A 25,973-nucleotide genomic window follows, 5' to 3' on the forward strand; every position below is an offset into this window, starting at 1 on the left:
TTCAAGCATAAAAACGACCGTCCGGTTGAAGTGACGATCCTCTAAAGCCGCCCCCGCCACCAGAAGTTTCCCCTTGGTATAAGTCATTGGTCGATTTCTTTTACTATTTGCGCAACTAGGTTGTTTGCTTCTGATTTTTTGATGCTTTTAAGCAAGTCAACGGACGCCATATCTGTGTACACACCAGTTGTTTTTATGCTGGCGTGACCAAGGAGACTTTGAATTTCCGCCATTCGTACGCCCTTTGATGCCCACTGCACACCGGCAGTATGACGAAGAGAATGGAGCGACCGATTCTTGAGGCCCGCCAATTTATTTAGCCTGAGAACCCAGTAGCGGAGCCTGGGATAATTCAGTCGCTTTGCACCATTTCTAGTCACGAATAGAGGGTCATCCGGATTTGGCTCACCGAATCGCTCTGACCTGGCTCGCTTCCACACCTCAAGGATGTCGATCAGTTCCTCTGAAAGCGGCAGCCTTCTCATTTTATTCCCCTTCCCCTCCACTCTGATAACAGCTCGCTTCGAACTTTCTAGCCCGTCAAATATCACCCAAGAACAATCCGCGTCTATTACTTCTGAAACCCTGAGCCCAAGTCCAGCAAACAGCGAAAGCATCGCACAGTCTCGCTCAGGCCAGCGAACGTTGTCCCCGGTTTTTTTAGCGTCAACATCCATGAGCGCCGCATCAAAGAGACGCTTGAGTTCACCGATGGTGTAGTACTCAGGCTCTGGTTGTTCAACGGCCAGTTTTGAAACTTTACGAATAAGAGACACATTTGGCACTTCTTTTACTAAACCGTCTGTAATGCAAAAGTCTAAGAATGATTTCATTGCGGCCATGCTTTGGCTTAGCGTCGCTGGTTTAAACTCGCGAATAGTCTTTCCTGGGTTTTTGGGATCAGGTTTCTCTGAAACCTTCATTGTTCGCGCAATATCTGTCAACTCTCTTTGCGAAAATGAATCTGCAGAAAAATCATCAGGCTTAATTTCAGCAAAACACACAACGCGTCTAACTCCTTGGTTGTATGCCCGAACCGTGGTGGCTGGTTTGTCTTCCAGCGACGACAGCCAGAACAGCCATTCATGGAAGACGGCGGGCATTTCCTCTGGGTTAGGTAGTTTTCGGTGAGCCATTGATTTTCTCGGGTGTTTTACGTACGAATAGATGATAACATCCGTTATCTACAAAAGCAAGCCATTAACGCTGTGGTTTCTTTTGCCACTTCTGGCGGTTCGTGGTCGCTTCCCTACTTCATTCGGCTAGCGTTGCTCACTATGCCACGGATAGAAATTGAACTCACCAGCACGCGCGACGACGGTACCTGGACATGGCGGGCCGCCGGAGCAAAATTACCCAAAGGTTCGCTCGACGGAGCCCTGCTTAACGGCGGTGAATCTGTAGGAGATGTCCTCAAAGTTGAGACCGAACAGTTTGTCGACGGCATCACCGTCACCTCAGTTTTGACCACCCGTGCACCGCGATCCGCACCGGAACTCTTAGAGATGCTTGGCAGCGGCAAAGAAACGCCATTGGTCACCAGCACCCTGGCCTCCAAAAAAGGACGCCGCGGCGACAATGACCGACGTGACGACAACCGCCGAAACAAAAAAGACGGCGATCGCCGTGGTCCCCGCAACCGCACCGATCGCAAACCGCGACGCGAAAACAAAGACGGCGACCGCAAAGACAGCCGCAAGCCTCGCCAAGATCGCCCACAGCGGACTGCTCCCCCACGAGCCAAACGTCTGCGCCCTCGTCACACCCATCGTGACGCCGCGGTGGCTGCCCTTCCTGAAGAACTTCAACTCTTGGGCCGCCAACTTTCTCGCAACGGCGTCCCCGGGCTGCGCACCGAAATCGCTAAACAAAACGCCGCAGCTGAAGCAGCCGGCGAACCAGCCGTCCCCGAAGCCCTCTTGTTGAAACTGGCCGAACGCATTCAACCATCCTTGCGCACCGCCGACTGGCAGGACCGGGCCGAAGCAGCCCTCAAAGGCGTTGCCGACCTCGACCTTCGTGACCTGCGCTCGGTGGTAGTGGCCGCCGAGACAGCCGCCAAAACCGATGACACCCGAGAACTCGCCGAGCAACTCCGTACAGAACTAACCGGTCGTGTTGACCGTGAGCACGCCAAATGGCAAGCCGAAGTAGCGAGCACTCTGGCCGATGGCCGCATGGTGCGAGCCCTTCGCCTGAGCTCCCGCCCCCCTAAGGCCGGCGCACCTCTCCCTGGTGACCTGTTAGAAAAACTCGCCCAAGGCGCCGCCGAAGGGCTCAGCAGCGACACCGGCCAAGACCGTTGGGGTACCGTGCTTGACGCCGTAGCCCTCTCCCCTGTTCGCGGACGAGTAGTCCCCGCCGGCATCCCGGCCGAACCCAACAAAGAACTTCTGGAGTTAGTGACCCGCCTGTCTATGCAGGTTCCGGCCATTGCCGCACTCTTCGGCATCGCCCCCACCGCTCCGCCACGAAACAAACGCCGCCGCGGCCCCCGCTCGTAAGCGTTAAATCAGCGAGCGCTGCACCACGATTGCTCGAGCCACCATTTTTTGGCTCTCAAAAAAGTTTTTGGTCATTCGGTCCCCCGGGAGAGCCAGCGCATCAATGGCCACCGCTCCCCTACTTTTGGACCACGCAATAAGTTCATTTACTACCGCTTCGCCAACCCCCACCGACCGCGCTTCTGGCTCCACAAAAATCGCTTCAATGGTGGCCTGCAGTTGTTGATCGGCCGCGGTATAAACCCGAACCAACCCGTAGGCCACCGGCGTGTCTTCGTAGCAACCCAACACCACCAAGCGTTGAGCATCAGCGAGCGCTTGACGCATCTCCCCCGCCACATCAAGGCGAAACGGGTCTAACCGGTCAAGGGTGTCTCCGCCTCGTTTTTCCACCATTTCCTGGCGAGCTCGTTGACCGAGGTCAACTAACGCCGCAAGGTCGTCCGCCGTTGCTTTTCGGGCGGATTCCATGGCGCCTATGAAATAGGGCCACCACAGTGGCCGCATTCACCGGTCTCAGCAACAGTTTTTGCCTCCACCAGTAAAAAGCAATGAGGGCAATGCATTTCGGTCTTTTGGCGTTCTTGCACATCGTCAGTTGGCTTAGCCACCACCGCGACTACGCCGTCTTCGCCGTCTTCGTCGTCTTCGTCGGCGGCGATACGGTCACGCAAAATGGCTTCAAGGTCGGCTTCAACCTCGTCGTCGTCAAGGTCCTCGTCGTCAGCATCATCTGACGTCTCTTGCCCTTTTTCATCGTCATCGTCATCGTCATCTGCGTTGACGTCTTCGCCTTCACCGTCGACTTCTTCGTCGGTGTCGCCGTCGAATTCCTCGTCGGCTCCTTCTTCAAGTTCTTCTTCTGTTTCTTCGCTCATTTGATCCTCAATAATATTAAATCGTTCGCCGCCGGATCATAGACACACCAGCGGCCATCACCACGTCTTTTCTTACAAAGGTGACTTCATGGGTAATTTAAGTAAGGGGTTTTCCAGTATGCCTACCACAGCGGGGTCCGTTTGTCGGAGATCATCAGGGGTACAGGGGCGCCATTCGTGAGAAATCTCTTGACACCGTTCCGGCCCCACTGCGACCTGTAACCCAAGTAACGTGGTGTGTGCCCAATAAAAGTATTCAGTAACCATGCACCCGTAGTCACAGGTTCGGTCGTCATAGCTGTACCAGGCGGCAGATGGGTAAGGGTTTGGTACCGAAGTGAAGTGCCCGCCCCGAGCAATATCCATGGCCTCCGACAGCGCAGAGCCTTCTCGAGCAAAATACTCGGGGTAAACCACCGCCCAACCTCGGTCATAAATCAAGTGGTGCACTTCTTCTAAAGCAAAATCAAAAGAACCCGGTTGCGCTGTTTCGTTGGCATACAACTCTTGAAAGGGAGAAAAACCTGCCTCTTCGAGTTCTCCGAAGGCTTCCCAAATTTCGTCTCGATCTATGTCCTGGTTTGATGCCCCCATCATCACTCCCGAACGGGCGTCCAAGAGAGCAGAAAGAACCGCTGGGTCATCTACATTGCCGTCTTGATCGTTATCTAAATAGCCACGCAGTACTTGTGCAGCATGCAGAATCTTCGCCGGGTCAGTGGCGGGGGTCGCCACGATGGGCACGCCGAAGACGCTTACATGCTGGGCAAAGAGCCCATCTAGCGCTCCAAAATTACTAGGCAAAACAGTCACCACCATAGGTTCAAGCGGTGGATGGGTGACCGGCACGGCATTCGGCTCTTCGCTAGGTGCCCCGGTCAGCGAAGTGGTTATGCCATCAGGCAAGGCCGTTGGAGTCACCGTTTCCTCAGAAGAAACAGTGACATCAGGGCCTTGCCCCAAAACTACCGTCGTTGTCGAGGGTCGGGCTTCGCTGCCAGAGCAAGCCCCCAAGAGCAGGACGCCAGCCAAACAAAAACCGACCGATGCTGCCCTCACTAGCGTGCCTGGTCCCGTTGGGTCCGTTTCTGTTCGGCACGACGCTCAGACTCCAAGCGTTCTAAATCAAGTTCTGAAGAATGATCCACGAAGGTCATCATTTCGGCAATAGCTCGGTGGCCGGCCACGTCAGAAATCAAGTGATGCATTTGCTGGCCGACTTCTCGGTAAGCCGGATGCCCCTGCGGGCTAGTGCGCAACTCTAAAAGGTGCATGGCCTCTCGAGCATTCATGTGCATGAGGTAACGCACCCGGTAAGCCAACGACACGGCGTACGAGGCCTGGTCAGGAAACGGGCCCTCAAGAGCCTGATGCAGGTTCGCCGAACGTTCCATAACCGCATCAAACTGGTCGCTTAGCCCCGCCTCATCAATATCTGGAGGCCGTACAAAACCGTGAGCCGCCGAGAGGCGCTGCCACTCAATGGTCAACATGCGGTGACGTTGCAGATCTCGAAAAGCGCCGTAGTCCGACAAAACATCAAAGCGGTAAGATGGCCTTTCCAGCGCACGGCCCGGTCGGTGGCGCCGGTTGCCCCGCTCCCCCACCATGGCCCGTAAAACACTCACCCGCTCATCCACCGTCATCATATGTACCCGTTGTTCAACCACTCGGTCGCTGTGCTGGGTATGTGGGTACAGCGCCGAGGCCACCAATTTTATTTCTGCATCTGGGTCGAAGTCAGTTAAATCAACCAACGGAGCAGCAGCAATGGTTTGCGTCTCGGGGAAAAATCCTTCGGCGAGTTCTTCTAAACGTTGACGGTTTTCGTCTTGATACTCGCCTATCGCTTCACCACGGTCGGGCAGGTCAACCCGCGTTAAAAACGAGGGCACGACTTTACGTAATTCTTTAAGAATCAACTCGGCGTAGGAACGAGCCTCTGGCAATGGATGCGACCGCATACGAATAAGCAGCGCTTCGTAGGCCTGACCGGTCCCATAAATACCCACGTTAGAAAGTGATGCCGCCGGCAGCACGCCCCGCACCGCATCAAACGATTTAGCCGAAAGGGCCTGTCGATAAATGAAGTCAGAGTCATCCGGTCCTTGCGGCACATTGCGTCGATAAAACTCACGCATACTGCCCACCATGGACGAGTAGGCCTCAAACTGCCGATCCAAATCGGCGATGTAACGCGCCCCCAAAGCAGACGACAACACCTCGGGGTCTCGGTAATAACGGAAACGCCCACCAGGCCGATCGTCGTAAGCGATGTACCGGGTTGACTGTTCAAGGTAAGCCATCAAACGGCCCCACTCAAGAATTTTTGTCAACACATTTGACGACTGTTCGCAGGCCAGATGCACCCCGCCCAGTTGAGCCACGCTGTCATCGCCGAATTCAAAAAACACTTTGTCATAAAGTTCTTCGGCCCGACGCAACCCCATGGTGGCGTCAATCGTTTCATCACCGCTGACATCTAACTCGCCCACAAACTCATCAAGAAAAAGCCGACGCAAACTAAGTGATGTGCGCGAGTAACGAGCAAACAACGCTCCTTTGACCACCTCGGGCAAGTTGACCAAGGCAAAGACTGGTTCATCCAAGTTCGTGAAATAGCGTCGAAGAACATCAGACTCTTCGGTGGTAAATTCTTCCGCGGTATAGGGGGTCACAAAAGGTGAGGCTAGGTGGTCGCAAAGCCTGAAGCGCGGACACCGCCCGCAGCAAGAAACGCTGTTTCAGCGTCCGCTAAAATCTCTGGCTTCGTCCAACAATCAATAACCGTCATGGCCATGGCTTTCGCCCCGTCAATGACCCCCTGGTCGCCTTGAGGCCCGCCAGCGCATTGCTCAAAATCCACAGTGTGGATAGCGGTTTCTTCGGGAGCCACTTTGATCATGGGGTGTATTGAGGGCACGGCATAACTCACGTTGCCCATATCGGTACTCCCCACAATGGCGGTTTCGCTCTCGGGGCGTGGGTCTCGACCGAGAGACTGCGCATTGGCGATGTAAGCCTCCAGCAACGGGCGGCTATCAATGACATCGTCGTAAGGACGCTCGACCCAGGTGTGTTCCATGGTGCAACCCGCAGCCAAAGCGCCCGCTTCTAAACAGCGCACCACCCGATCTTTCAAAGCCGCTAACCCGACTCGGGTAGGCGAACGCATATACCAGTTCGCTCCAGCATGATGAGGAACAATGTTTGCTTTGGCCGGGCCATCAGTAAAGATTCCGTGGATGCGTTCGTCGGGGGCAATGTGTTGACGTAACGCAGCAATGTTGTTGTAGCCCAACACCGCGCCGTCGAGTGCATTAATACCTTTTTCGGGGGCCGCGGCGGCGTGCGAAGCTTTACCGGTGTAACGCACCTCGAGTTGTTCGATGGCCAAACTGGTGATGCGCTCCACCTCAGACCCAGCCGGGTGCACCATCATGGCGGCGTCGACATCAACAAAAGCCCCACGCTGCAACATCAACACTTTGCCGCCACCGCCTTCTTCGGCCGGCGTGCCTAAAACCCGTAGTTGCCCACCTAATTGTTCAGCCAACGGAGCCAAAGCTAAACCAGCACCCAATCCAGCAGTAGCGATGACGTTGTGGCCACAAGCATGGCCAATGTCTGGCAGGGCGTCGTATTCGCAGAGCACAGCAATCACCGGGCCCTGAGAGCCCGCCCGGGCTTCAAAGGCCGTGTCAAGCCCGTAGGCCGCTCGTTGAGTTTCTAGCCCATTGCTTTCCAGTACCGAGGTCAAGAGGTCATGGGCATGGTGTTCTTTAAAATTTAACTCTGGGTTGGCGTGAATTTCGTGTGAAGCATTGATCAATACTTCGGCTAAAGCATCAATAGAAGCGCAAGCTTGTTTTTTGGCGGCCGAAGCATCAAAGTTGGTCATGGGAAGGACTTTAGTTCTTAGATCACCACATGGAGGGCTTCGGGCTCAAGACGAACCGAAAGGTCTCGGGCCTCCCCCACCGGTTGGCCATCTAACCAAAGACCAGTGCCGGGCGCCAAAGTGATTTGCATCGCCGCAACGCGACGCACCGTAAGTCCGGAATGAGGTAAATGGGTGCCGGAAGCTAAACGCGATCGGGCCTTTATCCGCTGCCCCAAAGGGAGGTTTCCTGAGATGACGTCCAGCAGTCCATCACCCGGGTGGGCTCGCGGCGCCAGATTCCAGTTGCCATGGTGTGCAGCATTTGCGGCCAGCCAAACCTGTCCCCGCCACCAGCTTTTTCGAGCGACCGCATGGGCCACAAACCAATGGATTTTTCCGTCCACCAACACCGACCCCACATCAATTTTTAGGTGTTGCGCTTCTGCTGTTTGCAATCGTGACTGCTGCTTGGTGCCGCCCAGGGTTCGCCAAAGGTCGCCACCCGCTAAGCCCACCGTGGGCAATTCTTGGTTACCGCGTCGGCAATCTTCGACCAACTTCTGCAGTTCGGCATTGTTGTGAACTACCACCCCATCAGCAGGCAGGGGGCCGTTTTGCCCCCAATCTTGGCCTCGCTTAATGCTCATCTGCTTCCTCAGGCGGTTCTTCTTCGCCCTCGTCTGGTGTCTCTTCTTCGCCTTCATCAGTGCCCAAAGCGGCCGAAATGCTTACCACGCCGCGCTCCAATGCTTCGATCGCTTCGGCAGCCGTGCGTTGCAAGGCCGGTGGCCCCACTTTGCGTAGTTGCCCAATGAGGTCAACGACCAGCCGTACGTTACGCACAAATTCGCCGCCATTTATTTCTTGGTCAAGAACTTGGTCAAGGTCGCCCCCGGCCGCCCAGCCATGAATCACCTCAGCAAAACCGTGGTCCGGTTCAGAAACCGAGGGCAACCCATAGCGCTCTTCGACCTCCGCTATCTCTTCCCAAAGCGCCGCAATGCTGTGCAGTCGCTCTGCCATGGGGCCGCTCAGTCTTAACGGTCCAGACTCCCCTGGGCCACGATGCCCGTAAGTAAGGGTTGACACTACGCCCGCCAACTCTGCCGGGTTCAAACCATCAAAAAGCCCGTTGTTTAAAGCCTCGACAACCACCAGGTCGGCTTCGTTATAGATGCGGGTCAAGGGGAGCCCTGCGTCCGTCAATGCCCAGCCATCGGCCAAACCTCGTTCCTCTAACACCCCGGTGGTGGCCGCCATACGGGCCACCAGACTTTCCCCTTCTGCCTGTTTTTGCATGCGTTTAATATCTCGTTTCAAACGAAAGATGCGCCGCTGGCGTTTACCGTCGTCGCTGGCATCGCCTCGCACATACGGCGACAACAGCGCAGCCACTTCTCGCCGGTGCAAACGAATAGAAGGGTCCGGCACTTTGGGGATAAATATGGTGTCCAACAAGCGGGGTTCCAAATTTAGGTCTTGCGCTTCTCGTGTCTCCAACTTGTTTTTCTCATTGATGGTGCGCAATTTGACGCGCCCACCTTTGCGGTTAGCCACCGAGATCACGCCGTGTACTAACCCATTGTCGAGGACCACCACATCGCCGGGCCGCAAGGAAGCCATCGGGCAAGCTTTGCCCCGTTTCTCAGGATTACGAGGGGTTATCGCCTGGAGTTCTTCAAGCTCTCTTTGTGCTACTTCTTGACGCCCCGATGAAAGAGCCGATTGCCGATCTACCTGGAACTGGCCAAAGGAGCGCCCCAAGAGAAGCTCTGCTTCGCTCTGCGAACGGCTATGCATCAAGTTGGCCACCATGTTGTAGGTGGGGCGAAAAGCGGAACGCAAAACAAAGTCGCTGCTCATAGTCAACCCCGCAACCTGAGGAAAGCGCACAAAGGGCGACCACAGCACCAAAGCATGACCGATGGTGTCGAGGCCGCGCCGCCCCGCCCGCCCGGTTAACTGGGTGAACTGGCCCGGGGTCAGCATTTCGTGACCATCGCCGGTGAATTTGGTGAGTTTGTCTATAACCACTGATCGGGCGGGCAAGTTAACCCCCAAGGCCAGAGTTTCGGTGGCGTAAACCATTTTCAGTAGGCCGGCGATAAAGAGTTCTTCAGTTATTTCTTTAAAGAGCGGGACCAAACCTGCATGGTGCGAGGCCACCCCACGGCAGAGACCCGCCGCCCATTGGTCCACCTCAAGGGCCAAGAGGTCATCGGCATCCACCTGAGCCAAACGCTCTTGCAAAAGTGCTTCGACGGCGGCCGTTTCTTCGGGCGTGTTTAGCGAAATACCCGACTGCAAAACCCGATCACGCGCCTCGTCGCACCCGGCCCGACTAAAAATAAAATGAATGCTGGGCAGCAACTCTTGCTTTTGTAGTTCCTCGAGTACCTCGTCGCGGCGGGGCGTGGCGTAATCGGATCGCTGGCCATGATGTCCGCCTCGTTGCCCCTCAGAGTCGAAACGGCGCCCTTGTGGGTTGGCTTGGTTCTCTACCAGCACCGGTAGGCGGTGCAAACGCCGGTATTTGCGTCGCTCGGTGACCATGTAATGCACCTTTAGCGGGACCGGTCGTTTGCGTTCTACGACCACTTCAATTTCACCGCGAACGGCTCTCAGCCAGTCGCCCAGCTCATCGGCATTCGAAACAGTGGCCGAAAGCGCCACCACCCCCACCGAGCGATCCAACCCTAAAATTACCTCTTCCCAAACCGGGCCACGGTAGGGGTCTTCTAAAAAATGCACTTCATCAAGCACTACCCAGCCCAAGTCGTTCACCGCGGAAGAGCCGGCATACAACATGTTGCGCAGCACCTCGGTGGTCATCACCACTACCGGAGCATCGCCGTTAATGTTGTTGTCTCCGGTAAGCAGCCCTACTTTGTCCCAGCCCAACCTTTGCCCCAGGTCACGGAACTTTTGGTTAGAGAGAGCTTTGATGGGCGTGGTGTAAAAAGTACGTTTTCCCGCTTTCAGAGCACAATCAATAGCGTGTTCGGCCACCAAAGTTTTACCGCTTGAGGTAGGGGCAGAAACCAAAACGGAACGACCAGCATCAATAGCTTCCATTGCTTCGAGTTGAAAACGGTCAAGATCAAACGGGTGGTCGGTCATTGCGGTCTACTCGTCTACTCGTCGTTGACGGCGGTCTCTAAGACGCCCAAACAAAATGGCTGCTTCGTAAAAAATTATCATGGGCACCGACAAAACCAACAAAGTAAACGGGTCCCCGCTGGGGGTCAGTACCGCCACCAACGCCACAATTCCCACAATGGCGAAGCGGCGATTTTTTCTCAAAACCTTATTGCTTAAAATGCCAACCATTTGCAACATGATGAGCACCAAAGGAAACTCAAAGCCGATGCCAAAAGCAATGGTCATCTTGACCACGAACCCTAAATATTTGGCCGGGGAAAACACGCTCACTAGGTCGGGGCCACCAATACTGACCAGAAAATCCAACGCACGCGGGATACTCCAATAAGCCAAAGCCATTCCCGAAACAAAAAGCACCATCCCAGAAAGAACAAAAGGCACCGCCCAGCGCCGCTCTTTGGGGTACAAACCCGGGGCGACAAAACGCCAAAGTTGCCACAAAATAACCGGCATAGCCAGAGCTACCCCTCCGTAGCCAGCCACAGTCATTCTTACCCCAAACGGCTCCAAGGGGTCGGTGACCAAGAGTTCACAACTTTGACCAAAAACAGAACTACTGGGCATAGTCAGACGAACCTGACAGTACGGGCGAAGAAGAAAATCAAGAATCTGGGGGTAAAAAATCCAACAAACGATTGCCCCGAGCACCACCGCTCCCGCCACCACCAATAAGCGGCGGCGTAGTTCCTCCAGGTGAGAAACAAGAGTCATTTGGCTACTTTTCATGGCTACAGGTTCACGGAGTCCAAATCGTCTGGATGCTCTTGTTCAGATAGCTCTTCTGGGGCCTCGGACCGCGGCGAAATATTCTCTTCTGTTTGCGCTTTTTCTTCGGCTACTAACTCATCTCCACGAGCTCGTGCTTGCAGTTCAGCTACCGGGTCGTCAATTGCTGCCTGCAGTTCGGCTTGAAATCCTCGAGTAACCTGACGCACCTGCTGGAGCGCTTTACCAATTTGGCGGGTCACTTCGGGAAGACGGGTCGGGCCTAGAACCATCAATGCCAGAAGCAAAATAACCATTACTTCACCGCCACCAAGATTTCCCATGAGGCGACTCTACCAGCGCCATAATGCCCCCTACCCAGATATATCGGCCATGATGGTAGGTATGCCGTCTTATTTGCCACCGCCCTCCCAGCGGCCCATTCTGTTTGCCCATCGCGGCGGCAAGGCCCATGGCCCAGAAAACACTTTGCCTACCTTCCAAACGGCCCTCTCCATGGGAGCCACCGGGCTAGAGAGCGATGCCTGGCTGACCTCCGACGGACAGGTGGTTCTTGACCACCGGGGGCACCTCGGCCCCTTCTTTCGCAAACGCCGACTCTCTCAAATGAATCTGACCGACCTCCCCGATCACCTCCCTACGTTGAATGCCCTCTATGAGTCGGTGGGTAGCAATTTTGATCTTTCCCTTGACGTCAAGGACCCGGCGGCCTTCACCGCCATTTCAAAAATCGCCGCTTCGTTTCAAGCCACCTCTCGTCTCTGGCTTTGTTTTCCCCATTGGGAAACCGCCGCCACATGGAGAGAACACAACCAAGAGTTTCACCTAGTCGATTCCCCCACTCAAGATTTGCTCACCGGTCAACACGAACGACGAGCGGTACAACTTTCTTCCGCCGGCTTTGATGCCATAAACATGCCCGAGCCCTCCTGGACGGCCGGTCACGTCGCTTTATTTCACCGCTTCGGCTTGCGGTGTTTGGCTTGGGACGCCCAGCAACCGCGGCAAATCAATCGATTGCTCAAAATTGGCGTAGACGGCATTTATGGCGACCATGTAGAACGTCTGGTAACTGCCGAACAACGATTCTTTAAGGCCCGCTAAAGGCGTCCGAAACGCCCCAACGGCCAGACCCGTAAAAAGGCTCGGCCTTCTATGGAATCCACGGGTATCGGGCCAAAAACTCGACTGTCATTAGAATTAGGGCGGTTGTCGCCCATGACAAAGACGTAGCCGTCGGCCACCGTGCACTGGTCCGGTGCATCGTTGATGCCCACACACCCCGGAGGTTTACGAAACGAGCCGGTAATATCTTGAGCGGCCAAGTAGGGCTCGAGCAGCAAAATTTTATCAATGTAGACCCGCCCCCCTTGCACCTGAACGGTTTCTCCTGGTAACCCCACCACGCGCTTGATGAGATCTTCAACACCCCTCGAAGCGCCCTCAGGGTTTTTGAAGACAATGACGTCTCCCCGGTTTACATCGTGCAGTTGGTAGCTAAGTTTATTTACGATTATCCGGTCGCTAATTTCCAACGTGGCTTCCATGGAAGGCGACGGAATGTAATAGGCCTGGAATAAGAATGTTTTTACCACCAGGGCAAACACGAACGCTCCGGCAATCACTCCAACCCACTCCAGTACTCCGCGCACCGTGGTAGCAAAAGCCCCTCGCCGGGGACGCTCTTTGCGGCCGCGCCGGGCCCGGCTTTCTTTTAACGTCTCTTCGTCTACCTCATAACGCTCAGCGGTGGCCGAAATAACGGCTTGCAGGGTGGCCGCAAAAGGCAGCGCCAACAAGGCCCCAACTACCCCCAACAACGCATTGCCGGCAATAACCGACCCGAAAGCCACCGCCGGATGGATTTCCATAGTGTGAGCGGTGATACGGGGAGCAAAGAAGTAGTTTTCGAGTTGCTGGTAAACAACAATGATGACCAAGGCCCATAAACCAGTCGAGGGTTCGTCAAGCAAACCAACCACTACCGGCAACACCCCAGCGATATAGGTGCCGATAACCGGAATGAACTGCGACACCACGCCCACCCAAAGGGCTAACGCCAACGCGGAGGGAAGGTTAATGAATTCGAAGGCCACCCAATGGACCACCCCAGCGATAATGGCCAAAGCAGCACGGGACAAAATGTAACCACCGGTTTTAGCAATGGCTAAATCCCACACCACTAACACTCGGCGAGCTTTTTGCGCAGAAAGCAGCGAACAAACCGAACGCCGAAGCTTTGGACCCTCGGCCACCAGGTAAAAAGTAAAAAGGCCGATGGTGAAAAGCTGGAATAACACGTTGACCACCGTGGAACCAAAGCGCGCAAGGTCGTCAGCAAAAGAACCGAGGTAACTGGCTATGGCCCCATCTTCATAGTTGGTTCTCAGGTCAGCAGTAGCCTCTTCGACCCCGAACTGGTCTTCAAGAAAAGTATCAATATCGGCTAAATAGGTAGGAATATTGTCGGAAAATTCGGTGAGCTGTTCGGCTAACAACGCTCCCACCGCTACCCCGAATCCTCCTATGGCCCCCAGAATAAGAAGAAACATTATTCCCGTCGCCACACCGCGCCGCACTCTGAGGTTCTCCATGCGGTTGACGGCCGGTTCGATGGCAAACGACAAGAAAAGAGAAACCAACAAAATAATGAATAACGAGCGCAGCGAGGAGATCATGCTCAGCACGTAACCGAGCAAGCCGTACCCGATGAGGGCAACCAGTATTGACTGTATGACCCAACGAGGAGGGCGAGAAAGCGCAGGGGAGGCGGAAGAATCATTCACTATTCGGCGACGGTAGTGGCGCGACGATGGCTCTTGAGGGATACCTCTGCCTCTCGCGTTGTGGTGGAGCGCGTTTACCTTATAGTATTGTCCTTCTGCGTCTATTGGGAGGGTCCCAAGGCGTGTCAATTGACGTTCGGATAGGCCTGAAACGTTTCGCAAGAAGCGCTAAGGAACCAGACGACACAACCGAATCTCCGCTCCGTCGGGCACCATGCCTGCACGGAGCGTCCGCTTGAGTGCCCAACAGGGGTGCTCATGATGACAAAACTCGCAGGAGCCATCATGGCCAACAAAGCAATCGTCGGCGAAAAGGTCGGCATGACACAGGTGTGGGACGAAGACAATCGCGTCGTCCCCGTTACTGTGCTTCGTGTTCGCACCAACCGCGTCGTCCAAGTAAAAACCCAAGAACGAGATGGGTACAGCGCTCTCCAAGTGACCTACGGTCAACGAGACGCCGCCAAACTCACCCAGCCAGAAGCCGGACACTTTGCCGGCGCCGGCGTAGAAGCTGGCCTCGAACTGGTAGAACTCCGCATCGACGATGTGAGTGGCTACGAAGTCGGCCAAGAAATCACCGTCGACATGTTGGCCGAATCTGGTCTGGTTGACGTCACTGCGGTAAGCCGCGGTAAAGGCTTTGCTGGCGCTATGAAACGCCACGGCTTCGCCGGTTTGTCTGCTTCCCACGGCGTGCACAAAGCGCACCGTAAACCTGGAGCAATTGGCCAATGCGCCACGCCTTCTCGCGTTTTCAAAGGAAAGCGCATGCCAGGTCGCATGGGTAACCAAAAAACCACCACCTTGAACTTACAAGTCGTAGAAGCTGACGCTGAGCGCGAAATTCTTTTGGTACGAGGTTCTGTACCGGGGCCACGAGGCGCAACGGTTCTCATACGCAACGCCGTTAAGGGAGGCCAGTCATGACTAGCGTGACCTTGCACGATTGTCACGGCGCCTCAACCGGCTCCGTTGATCTTGATGAAACCACTTTTGGCATTGAACCCAACATGGCGGTAATGCACCAAGTAGTAACCGCCCAGTTGGCTGCACGCCGACGCGGCACTCAAAGCACCAAAACCCGAGCCGAGGTTCGCGGTGGTGGTGCTAAGCCTTGGGCCCAAAAAGGTACTGGTCGAGCCCGTCAAGGCTCCATCCGGTCGCCACAATGGCGCGGTGGTGGTGTAGCCCTTGGCCCTAAGCCTCGTAGCTATGCCCAAAAAACCCCCAAGAAAATGATCGGCTTAGCTCTGCGCTCTGCATTGTCCGACCGAGCAAGCGATAACAAGGTTCTCGTACTCGACACTTGGGGCTTTGATGCACCAAGCACCAAGGCCGCCATTGCGGCACTGTCCAATTTGGGTGTTGAAGGACGTTCGCTGGTTGTTTTGGACCGCGACGACAAGAACGCATGGAAAAGCTTCTCCAACCTTCCCCAGGTGCATGTAATTAGCTCTGGAGAACTGAACGCCTACGACGTGTTGGTAAGCGATTGGGTGATCTTCACTCAAGCCACCTTGCCCACCACGGCGCAGAAAGAAGACGCATAATGAAAGACCCACGCGACGTCATTATCAAGCCGGTGGTCTCAGAAAAGTCCTACGGCCTTTTAGAAGACAACGTGTACGCCTTTGTGGTTCACAAGTCAGCTTCTAAACCTGAAATTCGTGACGCTATTGAAACAGTGTTCGACGTAAAAGTACTCAAGGTCAACACCTTGAACCGAAAAGGCAAGCGCAAACGTAACCGCCGCACCGGCACCTTCGGCAAACGAGCCGACGTTAAGCGAGCCTATGTCACCCTGGTAGAGGGCGACTCCATCGAATTGTTTGAGGTCTAACCATGGCGCAGCGTAAACGTAAGCCCACCAGTCCTGGTCGCCGATTCCAGACCGTCTCCGATTTCTCTGAAATCACCAAGACCCGTCCCGAACGCTCATTGACCGAATCCCAGATCTCCACCGGTGGCCGCAACAACTACGGTCGTAAAACAGCTCGTCACCGTGGTGGCGGCCACAAACAGCAGTACCGCATTATCGATTTCCGTCGCAACAAGGACGGCATTCCCGCAAAAGTGGCGGCCGTTGAATACGACCCCAACCGCAGTTGCCGCATTTTGCTCTTGCACTACCATGACGGCGAAAAGCGTTACATCTTGGCCCCTAAAGGTGTCAAAGTCGGCGAAACCTTGTTCTCCGGCCAAGGTTCAGAAATAAAACCAGGCAACGCACTTCCTTTGCGTTACATCCCCGTCGGTACCACGGTGCACAACATCGAGATGTACCCCATGGGTGGCGGCAAAATGGCTCGTAGCGCTGGCGCCAGCGTGCAGTTAGTAGCTAAGGAAGGCGATTACGCCACCTTGCGTCTGCCCAGCACCGAAATGCGCCGTGTCCCCATTGATTGCCGAGCCACCGTTGGCGAAGTCGGTAACCAAGAACACGAACTCACCAAGATCGGTAAAGCCGGCCGTAACCGCTGGAAGGGCGTTCGCCCACAAACCCGTGGTGTAGCCATGAACCCGGTCGACCACCCTCACGGTGGTGGTGAAGGAAAGACCTCCGGTGGTCGTCACCCGGTCTCTCCTTGGGGTAAGCCAGAAGGCCGTACCCGTTCACGCAAGAAGCCATCAGACAAGTTGATCGTGCGTCGTCGTCGACGTCGTGGATCGCGAAGGTAGGAACCATGCCACGCAGCCTAAAAAAAGGTCCCTTTGTGGACGACCATCTCCTCAAAAAGGTAGATGTGTTAAATGAATCTGGCGACAAAAAAGTCATCAAGACTTGGTCCCGTCGCTCCACCATTATCCCCGACATGATCGGCCACACCGTGGCCGTACATGACGGCCGTAAGCATGTTCCGGTATTCATTACCGAAGCCATGATCGGTCACAAACTCGGTGAGTTTGCCCCTACCCGTACCTTCCGGCACCACGCTGGACAAGAAAAGAGCGTGGAACGCTAATGGTCGCTACCAAAACCAACGAACGCCCCGGGACCCGGGCAGTTGTCCGTCACGTGCGGGTTTCTGCTTCAAAAGCCCGTGCAGTACTTGACTTGATTCGTGGCCAGTCCTACGGAGCGGCTGCCGAAATTTTGGCTTTCTCCGAACGCAGCGTGGCGGAAATAATCGCCAAAGGCTTGGACTCCGCAGTGGCTAACGCCGAGCACAACGACGGCATCCCCGCAGAAGAACTCTTTGTTTCTTCTTGCTACGCCGACGTTGGGCCCACCTTAAAGCGGTGGCGCCCTCGAGCACGCGGCCGGGCTACCCCGATTCGCAAGCGCACCTGCCACATCACCATCATCGTGGGCCGCTACACCCCTGAACAAATAGCCGAACAGCAAGAACGTAACGAAGCACGCGGTCGTTCTGGCGCCAGCAACCAGGCCGCCGAAGCTCGCCGCCAGCGGGTAGAACGCAGCCGAGCCTCCGCAGAAGCAGAAGCAGAAGCCGCTGCTGCGGCAGAAGCTGAAGCAGAAGCCGCCGAGGCCGAAGGCACAGAGACCGAAGAAAACGAAGAAGTTGTTTCTCAAGAAGTGGTTGAAGAAGTAGCAGCCGAAGAAGAGGCCGCTGAAACCACTGAAGAAGCAGACGACTCGGCAGAAGCCGAAGCGGAAGAAATCGAAGACACCGAAGCCAGCGAAGAGGCATCGGATACCGAGGAAGAGGCCAAATAATGGGCCAGAAGGTAAACCCCTACGGCTTTCGCTTGGGCATCACCACGGACTGGAAGTCTCGTTGGTTCGCAACCCGCCAAGAGTACGCCGACAACGTCATTGAAGACTGGAAAATTCGTGAATACTTGCTTGAGGAATTGCCCCATGCGGCAATTAGTCGAGTAGAAGTTGAACGAACCCGCGACAAGATTCGGGTGGACGTACATACCGCACGCCCCGGCATCGTGATCGGCCGTAAAGGTGCCGAAGCGGACCGTTTGCGCGGCGGTTTGGGCAAAATAACCGGCAACAACCGGGTAGCCCTCAACATTCAAGAAATCAAAGAACCAGAGATGGACGCCACCTTGATCGCCCAAGGCGTGGCCGACCAACTGGTAGGACGTATCGCCTTTCGCCGGGCTATGAAACGAGCAGTACAAAACGCACAAAAAGCTGGCGCCTTGGGTATCCGTATCCAATGCTCTGGTCGATTGGGCGGCGCAGAAATGGCTCGTACCGAGTGGTACCGCGAAGGCCGAGTGCCGTTGCACACCTTACGAGCCGACATCGACTACGGCTTCCGCGAAGCCCGCACCACCTACGGGCGCATCGGAGTAAAAGTATGGATTTACAAGGGAGACATTCTGCCTTACAAAGCAGTGGCCGACGATAAAGCCACCCGCGAAGCAGCAATGGCTGTGGGCGACGCCGCAACCCCCAATACTCCACGCACCGTTGTTTCATCGGCCGCCGCTGCTCGCCGCCGCCCTGACGCAACAAGCGAAGCAGAAACCACCGAGGCCGAAGAAACCGCCAAGATTATTGAAGCGACCCCACTGGTCAAAGAAGGCGACGCTGCTTTTGAAAAGCTCCTGGCTGAAGAAGAGGCCATTGAGCTTTCGACTCAAGAACAAAACGAAACGCCGAACTTTCGTCCCGGAGATAGTGACTGATCATGTTGATGCCTAAGAAAGTTGCCCACCGCAAACACCACCGAGGTCGTACTCGTGGGTTGAGCAAGGGAATGACCGAAATCACTTTCGGCGAATACGGAATCCAAGCTTTGGAACCAGGGTGGATTACCGCTCGACAAATCGAAGCGGCCCGTATCGCCATGACCCGTCACATCAAGCGTGGCGGCAAGGTCTGGATCAACGTATTCCCCGACAAGCCAGTAACGCAAAAACCTGCGGAAACCCGGATGGGTTCCGGCAAGGGCAACGTTGAAGGCTGGGTAGCTGTTGTTAAGCCGGGTCGCATACTTTTTGAGCTGTCCTACAGCGACGAAACGGTAGCCCGTGAGGCTATGGACCGGGCCATTCAAAAATTGCCCATTAAAGCACGCTTCCTTAAGCGTGAGGAGGGCTTTTAATCATGGCTCGCAAAAAATCTTTAGCCGATCTTGGCGAAACCGACCTTATCGAACAGCTTGGTGAAGCAAAAGAAGAACTCTTTAACCTGCGCTTTCAGTTGGTCACCGGCCAATTAGAAAACTACGCCCGCTTGGGCGAGGTTAAAAAAAGTGTTGCTCGAGTCATGACTGAACTCCGAGCCCGAGAAATTGTAGCAGCCGAAGAAATGGCTGCTGACCAGGAGGTAGCCAACTAATGGCTGAGAACGAGACAACAGAAGCACGGTTTAATGCTCGCAAAATTCGCGAGGGAGTGGTCGTTTCTGACGGCTCTGACAAAACCGCAGTAGTAAAGATCACCGACCGAGTACGGCACCGCCGCTACTCCAAAACGGTACAACGGTCGAAGAAACTGCATGTCCATGATGAAGCCAACGAACTAAAGACTGGTGACCGAGTGCGGGTACAAGAAACCCGCCCGCTCTCCAAGTTGAAGCGTTGGCGCCTGCTTGAAATTTTGGAGAGGGCTAAGTAAATGATCCAGCAAGAATCCCGCCTTCGGGTGGCTGACAACTCCGGCGCTCGCGAAGTGCTGTGCATCAAGGTGTTAGGTGGCTCACGCCGCCGTTACGCCGGCATTGGTGACGTTTTCGTAGCGACCGTAAAAGACGCCAACCCAGGCGCCGCCGTAAAAAAGGGTGAAGTAGTGAAGTGCGTTGTTGTTCGTACCAAAAAAGAACGCCGTCGTGCTGACGGTTCTTACATTCGGTTCGACGAAAACGCCGCCGTACTTATCAACGATCAAATGCAGCCCCGTGGCACCCGAATCTTCGGCCCCGTGGGTCGTGAACTTCGCGACAAGAAGTTCATGCGCATCGTTTCTTTGGCCCCGGAGGTGCTCTAAATGAGAATCCGTAAAGGCGACAAAGTGCGTGTTTTGTCGGGTAAAGATCGTGGCCGTGAAGGCTCGGTTACGCAAGCTTTCCCTACTGAAGACAAAGTACTCATCGAAGGGGTAAACATGGCCAAGCGTCATCAAAAACCCACTTCGGCCACCATGCAAGGCGGCATCATTGACAAGGCCATGCCGATCCACGTGTCAAACGTGGCGGTACTAAGCCCCAGCGACGGCCAGCCCACCCGCATCGGCTACCGCTTCACCGACACCGGTGACAAAGTACGAGTATGCCGACGAACAGGAGTTGATCTCGATGGTTGAGGCACTTACAACCGCAGAACGTTTGAGCGACCGTTTTCAAAAGGAACTTCGCCCACAACTACAAACCGATCTTGGCCTAGTCAACATCATGCAGGTACCCAAGTTGACAAAAATTGTCATCAACATGGGCGTCGGCGAAGCAACCCAGCAATCCAAGTTGATTGACGGTGCTGTTTCGGACCTCACAACCATCTCAGGCCAAAAGCCTTTGATTACCAAAGCCAAAGTATCGATCTCTAACTTCCGCTTACGCGAAGGTCAGGCCATCGGTACCAAAGTCACCTTACGAGGCGAACGAATGTACGAATTCTTCGACCGTTTGATGACCCTGGCCATCCCCCGCATCCGCGACTTCCGAGGCCTAAACCCTCGGTCATTCGACGGCCACGGAAACTACACGTTCGGGGTAACCGAACAATTGATCTTCCCCGAAATCGACTACGACAAAGTAGACCGAACCCGAGGAATGGACATCACCATCGTGACGACCGCCAACACAGATGAAGAAGGACGGGCGCTGCTTGATGCGTTCAAGTTCCCCTTCCGACAAGAGGTGAAGTAATGGCCAAAAAAGCACTGGTCAACAAACAACAAAAGACCCCCAAGTTTAAAGTTCGGGCTTACACGCGGTGTCGCCGCTGTGGCCGCCCCCGCTCGGTTTACCGTGCCTTTAACTTGTGTCGCATTTGCTTGCGGGAAATGGCCCATAAGGGCGAAATCCCCGGGCTTACTAAGTCGAGCTGGTAGAGGAGGCAACTGATATGACTATGACCGATCCAGTAGCCGACATGCTCACCCGCATTCGTAACGCCAATACGGCGATGCACGCCGGGGTGTCCATGCCGTCATCTAAACAAAAAGTGGCCCTGGCCACCATGCTCAAAGAAGAGGGATATATCGTCGGCTTCGACGTCGCCGATAGCTCCGAAGGCCCCGGCCAGAAACTCTCCATCACCATGAAATACTCCGCAGACCGCGAACGGGTCATTAGCGGAGTAAAACGAGTATCAACTCCCGGTCTACGGGTGTACTCAAAGTCCACTGAAATTCCCCGTGTTTTGGGTGGTCTCGGCGTTGCCGTGATCAGCACCAGCAAGGGCCTGATGAGCGACCGAGAGGCCCGCCGCCGCCGAATGGGTGGCGAGGTCCTCTGCTTCGTCTGGTAGGAGAACCACATGTCACGTATTGGTAAAGCCCCCATTGTTATCCCTTCAGGGGTTGACGTTGGTGTTGATGGTCGCAAAATCGAAGTCAAAGGCCCTAAAGGCGCCTTAGACATCGAAGTACCCGGCGCCATTACCGTCCGCAAAGAAGGCGAAGAGGTTCTTGTTGAACGCCCCGACGACGAACGCACCAACCGTGCGCTTCACGGGTTAACCCGCTCTTTGATCAACAACATGGTCATCGGGGTAACCGAGGGTTATTCAAAAGAACTACAGATTATTGGCGTTGGTTACCGTGCGCTTCCCAAAGGCGATAGTGCCCTTGAGTTGCAACTCGGTTTTAGCCATCCCATCGCGGTGAAGGCCCCTGACGGCATCACCTTTGATATTCCTGAACCGACACGGATCATTATCTCGGGCATCGACAAGCAATTGGTCGGTCAAGTAGCCGCAGATATTCGTTCGTATCGCAAGCCTGAGCCTTACAAAGGCAAAGGGGTGCGGTACCTCGGTGAGCATGTAGTCCGCAAGGCCGGAAAGGCAGCCAAGTGAGCGCACAAACTATTGACCGGCGGGCGGCGCGTTTGCGTCGCCATCGTCGAATTCGTAAATCCGTTTCGGGCACCTCGCAGCGCCCACGTTTGGCGGTATTTCGGTCGGCTTCAAATATTTCAGCTCAGGTCATCGACGACCAGGCTGGACATACCTTGGTAGCGGCCTCCAGCCAACAAGTAGGGGTTGCCGATGGCATCACCGGGGTTGCTGCAGCCCAAGAAGTAGGACGCATCATTGCCGAACGAGCCAAAGAAGCAGGAATAGACACTGTGGTATTTGATCGTGGCGGTTACATCTATCATGGTCGGGTCGCCGCATTGGCCGACGCCGCTCGTCAAGCTGGACTGGAGTTCTAGTGGCTACACAATCCCCTAAAATCGATGATTCCGGACTCCGTGAATCACGAGTCATTCACATCAACCGAGTAGCCAAAGTAGTAAAGGGCGGTCGACGCTTTTCTTTTACTGCTTTGGTAGTTATCGGTGATGGTGCGGGCCAAGTAGGTTTGGGCTACGGCAAAGCAAAAGAAGTGCCGTTGGCTATTCAAAAAGGTACCGAAGAAGCGAAACGCAACTTGGCTACCGTCGCTATGGCCGGCTCAACCATCGTGCATAAAGTGTTGGGTATTTCTGGCGGCGGACGGGTGCTTTTGCAACCCGCCGCTCCAGGTACCGGCGTAATCGCTGGTGGTGCTGCACGGGCCATTTTGGAAGAAGCAGGCATCCACGATGTTTTGTGTAAATCATTGGGTTCCCCTAACCACATCAACGTGGCTCGAGCCACCATTGCTGGTTTAGCTGCGCTACGCCGCCCTGACGAAATCGCTCGTTTGCGAGGCCTAGACCCAGAAACTTTCGTACCAGGTGCTTTGTTGGAGGCTTACCGCCGCACCGAAGCCGGTATCGACGCCCCCCAATCGTCTGATGACGAAGACGAGGAAGCCTAGTCATGGCAGAAAAAGAAATCCGGGTGACCCAAGTGCGGTCAGCCATCGGTTCTAAACCCAAACAGCGGGGTACCCTGCGCGCTTTGGGCATCGGAAAAATCGGTCAAAGTAACACCCTTCCTGATCGAGGCGAAATTCGCGGCATGATTGCTCGCGTTCCACACCTCATCAAGGTTGAGGAGGTCAACTAATGAAGGTTCATGATCTCACCCCAGCACCTGGTTCGCGCAAACGCCGCAAACGGGTCGCACGCGGTATTGGCGGCAAGGGCGGTAAAACTGCCGGCCGTGGCTCCAAGGGCCAACGGGCTCGCAGCAAGGTACGCGTTGGTTTCGAAGGCGGTCAACAACCGTTGCACCAGCGCATTCCGAAGTTGCGTGGTTTCAAAAACCCCTTCCGTGTTGAATACCAAGCAGTAAACCTTGACACCATTGAAGAGTCAGGGCTTACCGAAGCCACCCCCGAAGCCTTGTTGGCCCAAGGGTTGGTAAGCAAAGGCGCACTCATCAAGGTCTTAGGCCGTGGTGAAATCACCCGTGCGGTGACCGTGCATGCCCACGCTTGGTCTGCTTCTGCTGAAGCAGCCATTACCGCCGCTGGCGGTTCGCTTGAAAAACTTCCTCTGCCGTTCTCCGTGCGTCCGCCTTCCAGCGGCAATGCGCACATGAACCGCTAACCCAACCACTTAAGACAAGGAGACCAACGTGCTGGCCAGCATGCTGAACATGTTCCGGGTTGCCGATCTGCGTAAGCGGATTTTGTTTACCTTGCTCATGATTGTGCTGTACCGGGTGGGTGCGTTCATTCCCGCCCCCGGCATTGACGTCGAACAGGTCCAGTTGCTCCGTGACCGGGCCAACCAGGGCGGCGTTTTGGCCTTCTTGCAGTTGTTTTCTGGTGGTTCTCTTACCACCTTTGCCGTTTTTGCTTTAGGGGTAACCCCGTACATCACCGCCTCCATCATCATGCAGGTGCTGGGAGTGGTGGTTCCTAAAATTGAGCAATGGCAGCAACAAGGAGCAGTCGGTCAACGCAAAATCACGCAATGGACTCGTTACTTAACCGTTTCCATTGCCGTTATTCAGGCCACCAGCTTTGCTTTCTTGTTCAACGATGGCGGAAACTCCATCAGCGGCCAATCGGGCGCCAACCTGTTGCCGAACTTCCATATCGGTACGGTCTCTATGGTGGTGCTTACCTTGGCCGCCGGAACCGCATTGCTTATGTGGATGGGGGAGTTGATCACCCAAAAGGGCATCGGTAACGGTATGTCGCTGCTCATTATGATTTCGGTAATTAGCGGGTTCCCGGCGCAGGGATCGCTGATTCATGCCGAAAATGGCGTGTGGGCGCTGCTTATCGTTTTGGCCGTGTTAATGGCGCTAATCGCCGCTATTACCTTCGTCGAACAAGGCCAACGCCGCATCCCCGTACAGTTCGCTAAGCGTGTAGTGGGGCGCCGCATGTACGGCGGGCAAAACACTTACATCCCGTTGAAGGTAAACCAAGCAGGGGTAATCCCCATTATCTTCGCCACCTCGGTGCTGTACCTGCCGGTACTTATCGCTGCTGCGTTGCCGTGGGAAGGTTTCCGCTCATGGATAAACAACAACTTGGCCCAACCCGATAATGTTTTCTACTTCACCATTACCGGGGTCATGGTGGTGGGTTTTGCTTACTTCTATACGGCCATCACCTTTGACCCGGCGAAACAAGCCGACACCATTCGCAAGCAAGGCGGGTTCGTGCCCGGTATTCGTCCTGGGTACCAGACCGAACGCTACTTAGCTAAAATCTTGGCCCGCATCACCCTGCCGGGGGCTTTGTTCTTGGCCGCCGTAGCGCTTATCCCCTCCATCTTGATTAACGTCTTCTTGGACACCAGCCAAGGGGTCGGTAGTTCTGGGGGCTCCGGTGCCGCCGGCTTTGGTTTCATCGGGATCTCTATTTTGATTGCCGCTGGCGTGGCTTTAGAAACCATGAAGCAGATCGATTCGCAACTCACCATGCGTAATTACGAAGGGTTCCTCAAGTAGCCCTGGGCTACGGCTGAGGCCTCTTAATGAGTCCAGTGCGTTTGGTCATTTTTGGCCGCCAAGGCTCTGGCAAAGGGACGCAGTGCGCCCGTTTGGTTGAAGCATTTGGCCCCGTTCATATCTCGACCGGTGACTTGCTGCGGGCTGCAGTGGCCGAAGGAACTGAATTTGGTCGCCGGGCACAAGAAGTAATGGATGCCGGCGATTTGGTTTCTGATGAAATCATCAACGGTATTGTGGCCGAAAGATTGGCTCTTCCTGATGTTGTCCAAAACGGATTTTTACTTGATGGTTTTCCTCGTACCCCGGCCCAAGCAACGGCCTTGGATGCCCTGCTAGAAGAAGCCGAGACCAGCCTCGATTTGGCCATCAACTTGGATGCACCGATTGAAGTGGTGACCGAGCGCATGGTTGCTCGGGGACGTGCGGACGATTCCCCTGAAGGGATTGCCCAACGTTTGTCACTTTATGAACAAGAAACGGCCCCTCTTTTTTCTTTGTTTGCCGACCAAGGTATTTTGAAAATAGTGGACGGTGACGGCACCGAAGACGAGGTAGCTGCCCGATTAGCCCATGTAGTAACAGAATCTCAAGGAAATAAGCAATGAAAAGCCTAAAAACACGTACCAAGGTGCGGTTCGCGGGTTGGGCATGTCCAAGGGCGGCGGTAGCGTTGTCTCTCGGCTCTGCCGCGCGGACTTTCTGTGCGTGTAGAACCCATTTTGACCTGGAGGTCAGTCCTGACGAAATCTAAAGAAGAAGCCATTGTTATGGAGGGAACGGTTCTTGAACCGTTGCCCGGTTCTGAATTTAAAGTGGAACTAGAGAATGGCCATCACGTTCTAGCTAAAATTTCTGGAAAAATGCGGATGCACTATATCCGCATTCTCCCCGGGGATCGAGTACAAGTAGAGCTCTCTCCCTACGACCTCCAACGAGGTCGAATCACCTACCGCTACAAGTAAAGCCAGAGAACACACTATGAAGGTTCGCACCAGCGTAAAAACAATTTGTGAAAAATGCCGGGTAATACGCCGGCACGGACGCGTGCAGGTTATCTGCAGCAACCCCCGCCATAAGCAGCGGCAGGGCTAGGAGTAAAA

At 55.0% G+C, this 25,973-nt stretch carries 37 protein-coding genes; 26 read left to right on the top strand and 11 right to left on the bottom strand.

Features of this window, described 5'->3' with window-relative positions; genetic code table 11:
- Positions 1-83: 83 nt before the first annotated feature.
- Positions 84-1,136 (bottom strand): hypothetical protein, encoded by a 1,053-nt coding sequence (locus tag EYQ49_06820; protein HIG25582.1) that lies wholly within the window; start codon positions 1,134-1,136, stop codon positions 84-86.
- A gap of 141 nt (positions 1,137-1,277) precedes the next feature.
- Between EYQ49_06820 and EYQ49_06825 the strand changes: the two genes are divergently transcribed.
- The gene (locus EYQ49_06825) at positions 1,278-2,504 is read left to right on the top strand and encodes a hypothetical protein (protein ID HIG25583.1); all 1,227 of its coding nucleotides are present in this window, start codon (positions 1,278-1,280) and stop codon (positions 2,502-2,504) included.
- 3 nt (positions 2,505-2,507) lie between these two features.
- Here the strand turns inward: EYQ49_06825 and EYQ49_06830 are convergent, their stop codons facing one another.
- From EYQ49_06830 to EYQ49_06870, 9 genes are all read right to left on the bottom strand, one after another.
- A complete protein-coding gene (locus tag EYQ49_06830) occupies positions 2,508-3,011 on the bottom strand; it encodes a GNAT family N-acetyltransferase (protein HIG25584.1) in 504 nt (167 codons plus the stop codon).
- Positions 2,981-3,382 (bottom strand): hypothetical protein, encoded by a 402-nt coding sequence (locus EYQ49_06835; GenBank protein HIG25585.1) that lies wholly within the window; start codon positions 3,380-3,382, stop codon positions 2,981-2,983. The genes EYQ49_06830 and EYQ49_06835 overlap by 31 nt, the downstream gene beginning before the upstream one ends.
- A gap of 72 nt (positions 3,383-3,454) precedes the next feature.
- Positions 3,455-4,441 (bottom strand): hypothetical protein, encoded by a 987-nt coding sequence (locus EYQ49_06840; protein HIG25586.1) that lies wholly within the window; start codon positions 4,439-4,441, stop codon positions 3,455-3,457.
- Positions 4,441-6,060, bottom strand: a complete 1,620-nt coding sequence (locus tag EYQ49_06845; protein HIG25587.1) for a thymidylate synthase — start codon at positions 6,058-6,060, stop codon at positions 4,441-4,443. Before EYQ49_06845 ends, EYQ49_06840 begins: the two co-directional genes overlap by 1 nt.
- 11 nt (positions 6,061-6,071) lie before the next feature.
- On the bottom strand, positions 6,072-7,283 hold the full coding sequence (locus EYQ49_06850; GenBank protein ID HIG25588.1) for a M20 family peptidase: 1,212 nt from the start codon (positions 7,281-7,283) through the stop codon (positions 6,072-6,074).
- Positions 7,284-7,300: 17 nt separating this feature from the next.
- Entirely contained in the window at positions 7,301-7,912 is a 612-nt protein-coding gene (locus EYQ49_06855) for a hypothetical protein (GenBank protein HIG25589.1), read from the bottom strand.
- A complete protein-coding gene (locus EYQ49_06860) occupies positions 7,902-10,385 on the bottom strand; it encodes a DEAD/DEAH box helicase (protein ID HIG25590.1) in 2,484 nt (827 codons plus the stop codon). Before EYQ49_06860 ends, EYQ49_06855 begins: the two co-directional genes overlap by 11 nt.
- 6 nt (positions 10,386-10,391) lie before the next feature.
- Entirely contained in the window at positions 10,392-11,153 is a 762-nt protein-coding gene (tatC, locus tag EYQ49_06865) for a twin-arginine translocase subunit TatC (protein HIG25591.1), read from the bottom strand.
- 2 nt (positions 11,154-11,155) lie between these two features.
- Positions 11,156-11,476, bottom strand: coding sequence for a hypothetical protein (locus tag EYQ49_06870; GenBank protein ID HIG25592.1), 321 nt, complete (start codon positions 11,474-11,476; stop codon positions 11,156-11,158).
- On the opposite strand from EYQ49_06870, the gene EYQ49_06875 reads away from it, so the two are divergent.
- Positions 11,475-12,257, top strand: coding sequence for a glycerophosphodiester phosphodiesterase (locus EYQ49_06875; protein HIG25593.1), 783 nt, complete (start codon positions 11,475-11,477; stop codon positions 12,255-12,257). The genes EYQ49_06870 and EYQ49_06875 overlap by 2 nt on opposite strands.
- On the opposite strand, the gene lepB is transcribed toward EYQ49_06875, so the two are convergent.
- Positions 12,254-13,939, bottom strand: a complete 1,686-nt coding sequence (gene lepB / locus EYQ49_06880) for a signal peptidase I (GenBank protein ID HIG25594.1) — start codon at positions 13,937-13,939, stop codon at positions 12,254-12,256. The genes EYQ49_06875 and lepB overlap by 4 nt on opposite strands.
- 285 nt (positions 13,940-14,224) lie before the next feature.
- On the opposite strand from lepB, the gene EYQ49_06885 reads away from it, so the two are divergent.
- The 24 genes from EYQ49_06885 (at position 14,225) to rpmJ (ending at position 25,965) form a co-directional block, all read left to right on the top strand.
- Positions 14,225-14,869, top strand: coding sequence for a 50S ribosomal protein L3 (locus EYQ49_06885; protein HIG25595.1), 645 nt, complete (start codon positions 14,225-14,227; stop codon positions 14,867-14,869).
- Complete coding sequence (gene rplD / locus EYQ49_06890; GenBank protein HIG25596.1) at positions 14,866-15,492, top strand: 50S ribosomal protein L4; 627 nt, start codon at positions 14,866-14,868, stop codon at positions 15,490-15,492. Before EYQ49_06885 ends, rplD begins: the two co-directional genes overlap by 4 nt.
- Positions 15,492-15,782 carry a 50S ribosomal protein L23 gene (locus tag EYQ49_06895; protein HIG25597.1) on the top strand — a complete coding sequence of 97 codons (291 nt, stop codon included), beginning with the start codon at positions 15,492-15,494 and terminating at the stop codon, positions 15,780-15,782. The genes rplD and EYQ49_06895 overlap by 1 nt, the downstream gene beginning before the upstream one ends.
- A gap of 2 nt (positions 15,783-15,784) precedes the next feature.
- Positions 15,785-16,621, top strand: coding sequence for a 50S ribosomal protein L2 (gene rplB, locus EYQ49_06900; GenBank protein HIG25598.1), 837 nt, complete (start codon positions 15,785-15,787; stop codon positions 16,619-16,621).
- A 5-nt stretch (positions 16,622-16,626) separates the two neighbouring features.
- Positions 16,627-16,905, top strand: a complete 279-nt coding sequence (rpsS, locus tag EYQ49_06905; GenBank protein HIG25599.1) for a 30S ribosomal protein S19 — start codon at positions 16,627-16,629, stop codon at positions 16,903-16,905.
- A complete protein-coding gene (locus EYQ49_06910) occupies positions 16,905-17,621 on the top strand; it encodes a 50S ribosomal protein L22 (GenBank protein HIG25600.1) in 717 nt (238 codons plus the stop codon). The genes rpsS and EYQ49_06910 overlap by 1 nt, the downstream gene beginning before the upstream one ends.
- Positions 17,621-18,553, top strand: a complete 933-nt coding sequence (gene rpsC, locus EYQ49_06915) for a 30S ribosomal protein S3 (GenBank protein HIG25601.1) — start codon at positions 17,621-17,623, stop codon at positions 18,551-18,553. The genes EYQ49_06910 and rpsC overlap by 1 nt, the downstream gene beginning before the upstream one ends.
- A gap of 2 nt (positions 18,554-18,555) precedes the next feature.
- A complete protein-coding gene (rplP, locus tag EYQ49_06920) occupies positions 18,556-18,972 on the top strand; it encodes a 50S ribosomal protein L16 (GenBank protein ID HIG25602.1) in 417 nt (138 codons plus the stop codon).
- 2 nt (positions 18,973-18,974) lie between these two features.
- Positions 18,975-19,208 carry a 50S ribosomal protein L29 gene (locus EYQ49_06925; GenBank protein ID HIG25603.1) on the top strand — a complete coding sequence of 78 codons (234 nt, stop codon included), beginning with the start codon at positions 18,975-18,977 and terminating at the stop codon, positions 19,206-19,208.
- Positions 19,208-19,486 (top strand): 30S ribosomal protein S17, encoded by a 279-nt coding sequence (gene rpsQ / locus EYQ49_06930; GenBank protein ID HIG25604.1) that lies wholly within the window; start codon positions 19,208-19,210, stop codon positions 19,484-19,486. Before EYQ49_06925 ends, rpsQ begins: the two co-directional genes overlap by 1 nt.
- Positions 19,487-19,855, top strand: coding sequence for a 50S ribosomal protein L14 (gene rplN / locus EYQ49_06935; protein ID HIG25605.1), 369 nt, complete (start codon positions 19,487-19,489; stop codon positions 19,853-19,855).
- Positions 19,856-20,170: a 50S ribosomal protein L24 gene (locus EYQ49_06940; protein HIG25606.1), complete on the top strand. Its 315-nt coding sequence runs from the start codon at positions 19,856-19,858 to the stop codon at positions 20,168-20,170. It begins immediately after the preceding gene.
- Positions 20,163-20,732, top strand: coding sequence for a 50S ribosomal protein L5 (gene rplE / locus EYQ49_06945; GenBank protein ID HIG25607.1), 570 nt, complete (start codon positions 20,163-20,165; stop codon positions 20,730-20,732). The genes EYQ49_06940 and rplE overlap by 8 nt, the downstream gene beginning before the upstream one ends.
- Positions 20,732-20,917, top strand: coding sequence for a type Z 30S ribosomal protein S14 (locus EYQ49_06950; GenBank protein HIG25608.1), 186 nt, complete (start codon positions 20,732-20,734; stop codon positions 20,915-20,917). Before rplE ends, EYQ49_06950 begins: the two co-directional genes overlap by 1 nt.
- Before the next feature lie 14 nt (positions 20,918-20,931).
- Entirely contained in the window at positions 20,932-21,336 is a 405-nt protein-coding gene (gene rpsH, locus EYQ49_06955; protein ID HIG25609.1) for a 30S ribosomal protein S8, read from the top strand.
- Between the two features lie 9 nt (positions 21,337-21,345).
- Positions 21,346-21,885, top strand: coding sequence for a 50S ribosomal protein L6 (locus tag EYQ49_06960; GenBank protein HIG25610.1), 540 nt, complete (start codon positions 21,346-21,348; stop codon positions 21,883-21,885).
- The gene (locus EYQ49_06965) at positions 21,882-22,244 is read left to right on the top strand and encodes a 50S ribosomal protein L18 (GenBank protein ID HIG25611.1); all 363 of its coding nucleotides are present in this window, start codon (positions 21,882-21,884) and stop codon (positions 22,242-22,244) included. The genes EYQ49_06960 and EYQ49_06965 overlap by 4 nt, the downstream gene beginning before the upstream one ends.
- Positions 22,244-22,834: a 30S ribosomal protein S5 gene (locus tag EYQ49_06970; protein HIG25612.1), complete on the top strand. Its 591-nt coding sequence runs from the start codon at positions 22,244-22,246 to the stop codon at positions 22,832-22,834. The genes EYQ49_06965 and EYQ49_06970 overlap by 1 nt, the downstream gene beginning before the upstream one ends.
- A gap of 2 nt (positions 22,835-22,836) precedes the next feature.
- Entirely contained in the window at positions 22,837-23,025 is a 189-nt protein-coding gene (rpmD, locus tag EYQ49_06975) for a 50S ribosomal protein L30 (protein HIG25613.1), read from the top strand.
- Positions 23,025-23,510, top strand: a complete 486-nt coding sequence (locus tag EYQ49_06980) for a 50S ribosomal protein L15 (GenBank protein ID HIG25614.1) — start codon at positions 23,025-23,027, stop codon at positions 23,508-23,510. The genes rpmD and EYQ49_06980 overlap by 1 nt, the downstream gene beginning before the upstream one ends.
- Positions 23,511-23,538: 28 nt before the next feature.
- Entirely contained in the window at positions 23,539-24,870 is a 1,332-nt protein-coding gene (secY, locus tag EYQ49_06985) for a preprotein translocase subunit SecY (GenBank protein ID HIG25615.1), read from the top strand.
- A gap of 35 nt (positions 24,871-24,905) precedes the next feature.
- A complete protein-coding gene (locus tag EYQ49_06990) occupies positions 24,906-25,478 on the top strand; it encodes an adenylate kinase (GenBank protein ID HIG25616.1) in 573 nt (190 codons plus the stop codon).
- 132 nt (positions 25,479-25,610) lie between these two features.
- Positions 25,611-25,835 carry a translation initiation factor IF-1 gene (infA, locus tag EYQ49_06995; GenBank protein ID HIG25617.1) on the top strand — a complete coding sequence of 75 codons (225 nt, stop codon included), beginning with the start codon at positions 25,611-25,613 and terminating at the stop codon, positions 25,833-25,835.
- Positions 25,836-25,851: 16 nt separating this feature from the next.
- Complete coding sequence (rpmJ, locus tag EYQ49_07000; GenBank protein ID HIG25618.1) at positions 25,852-25,965, top strand: 50S ribosomal protein L36; 114 nt, start codon at positions 25,852-25,854, stop codon at positions 25,963-25,965.
- Positions 25,966-25,973 lie beyond the last annotated feature (8 nt).

Source organism: Acidimicrobiia bacterium (assembly GCA_012959995.1).
GTDB lineage: Bacteria > Actinomycetota > Acidimicrobiia > Acidimicrobiales > MedAcidi-G1 > MedAcidi-G2B.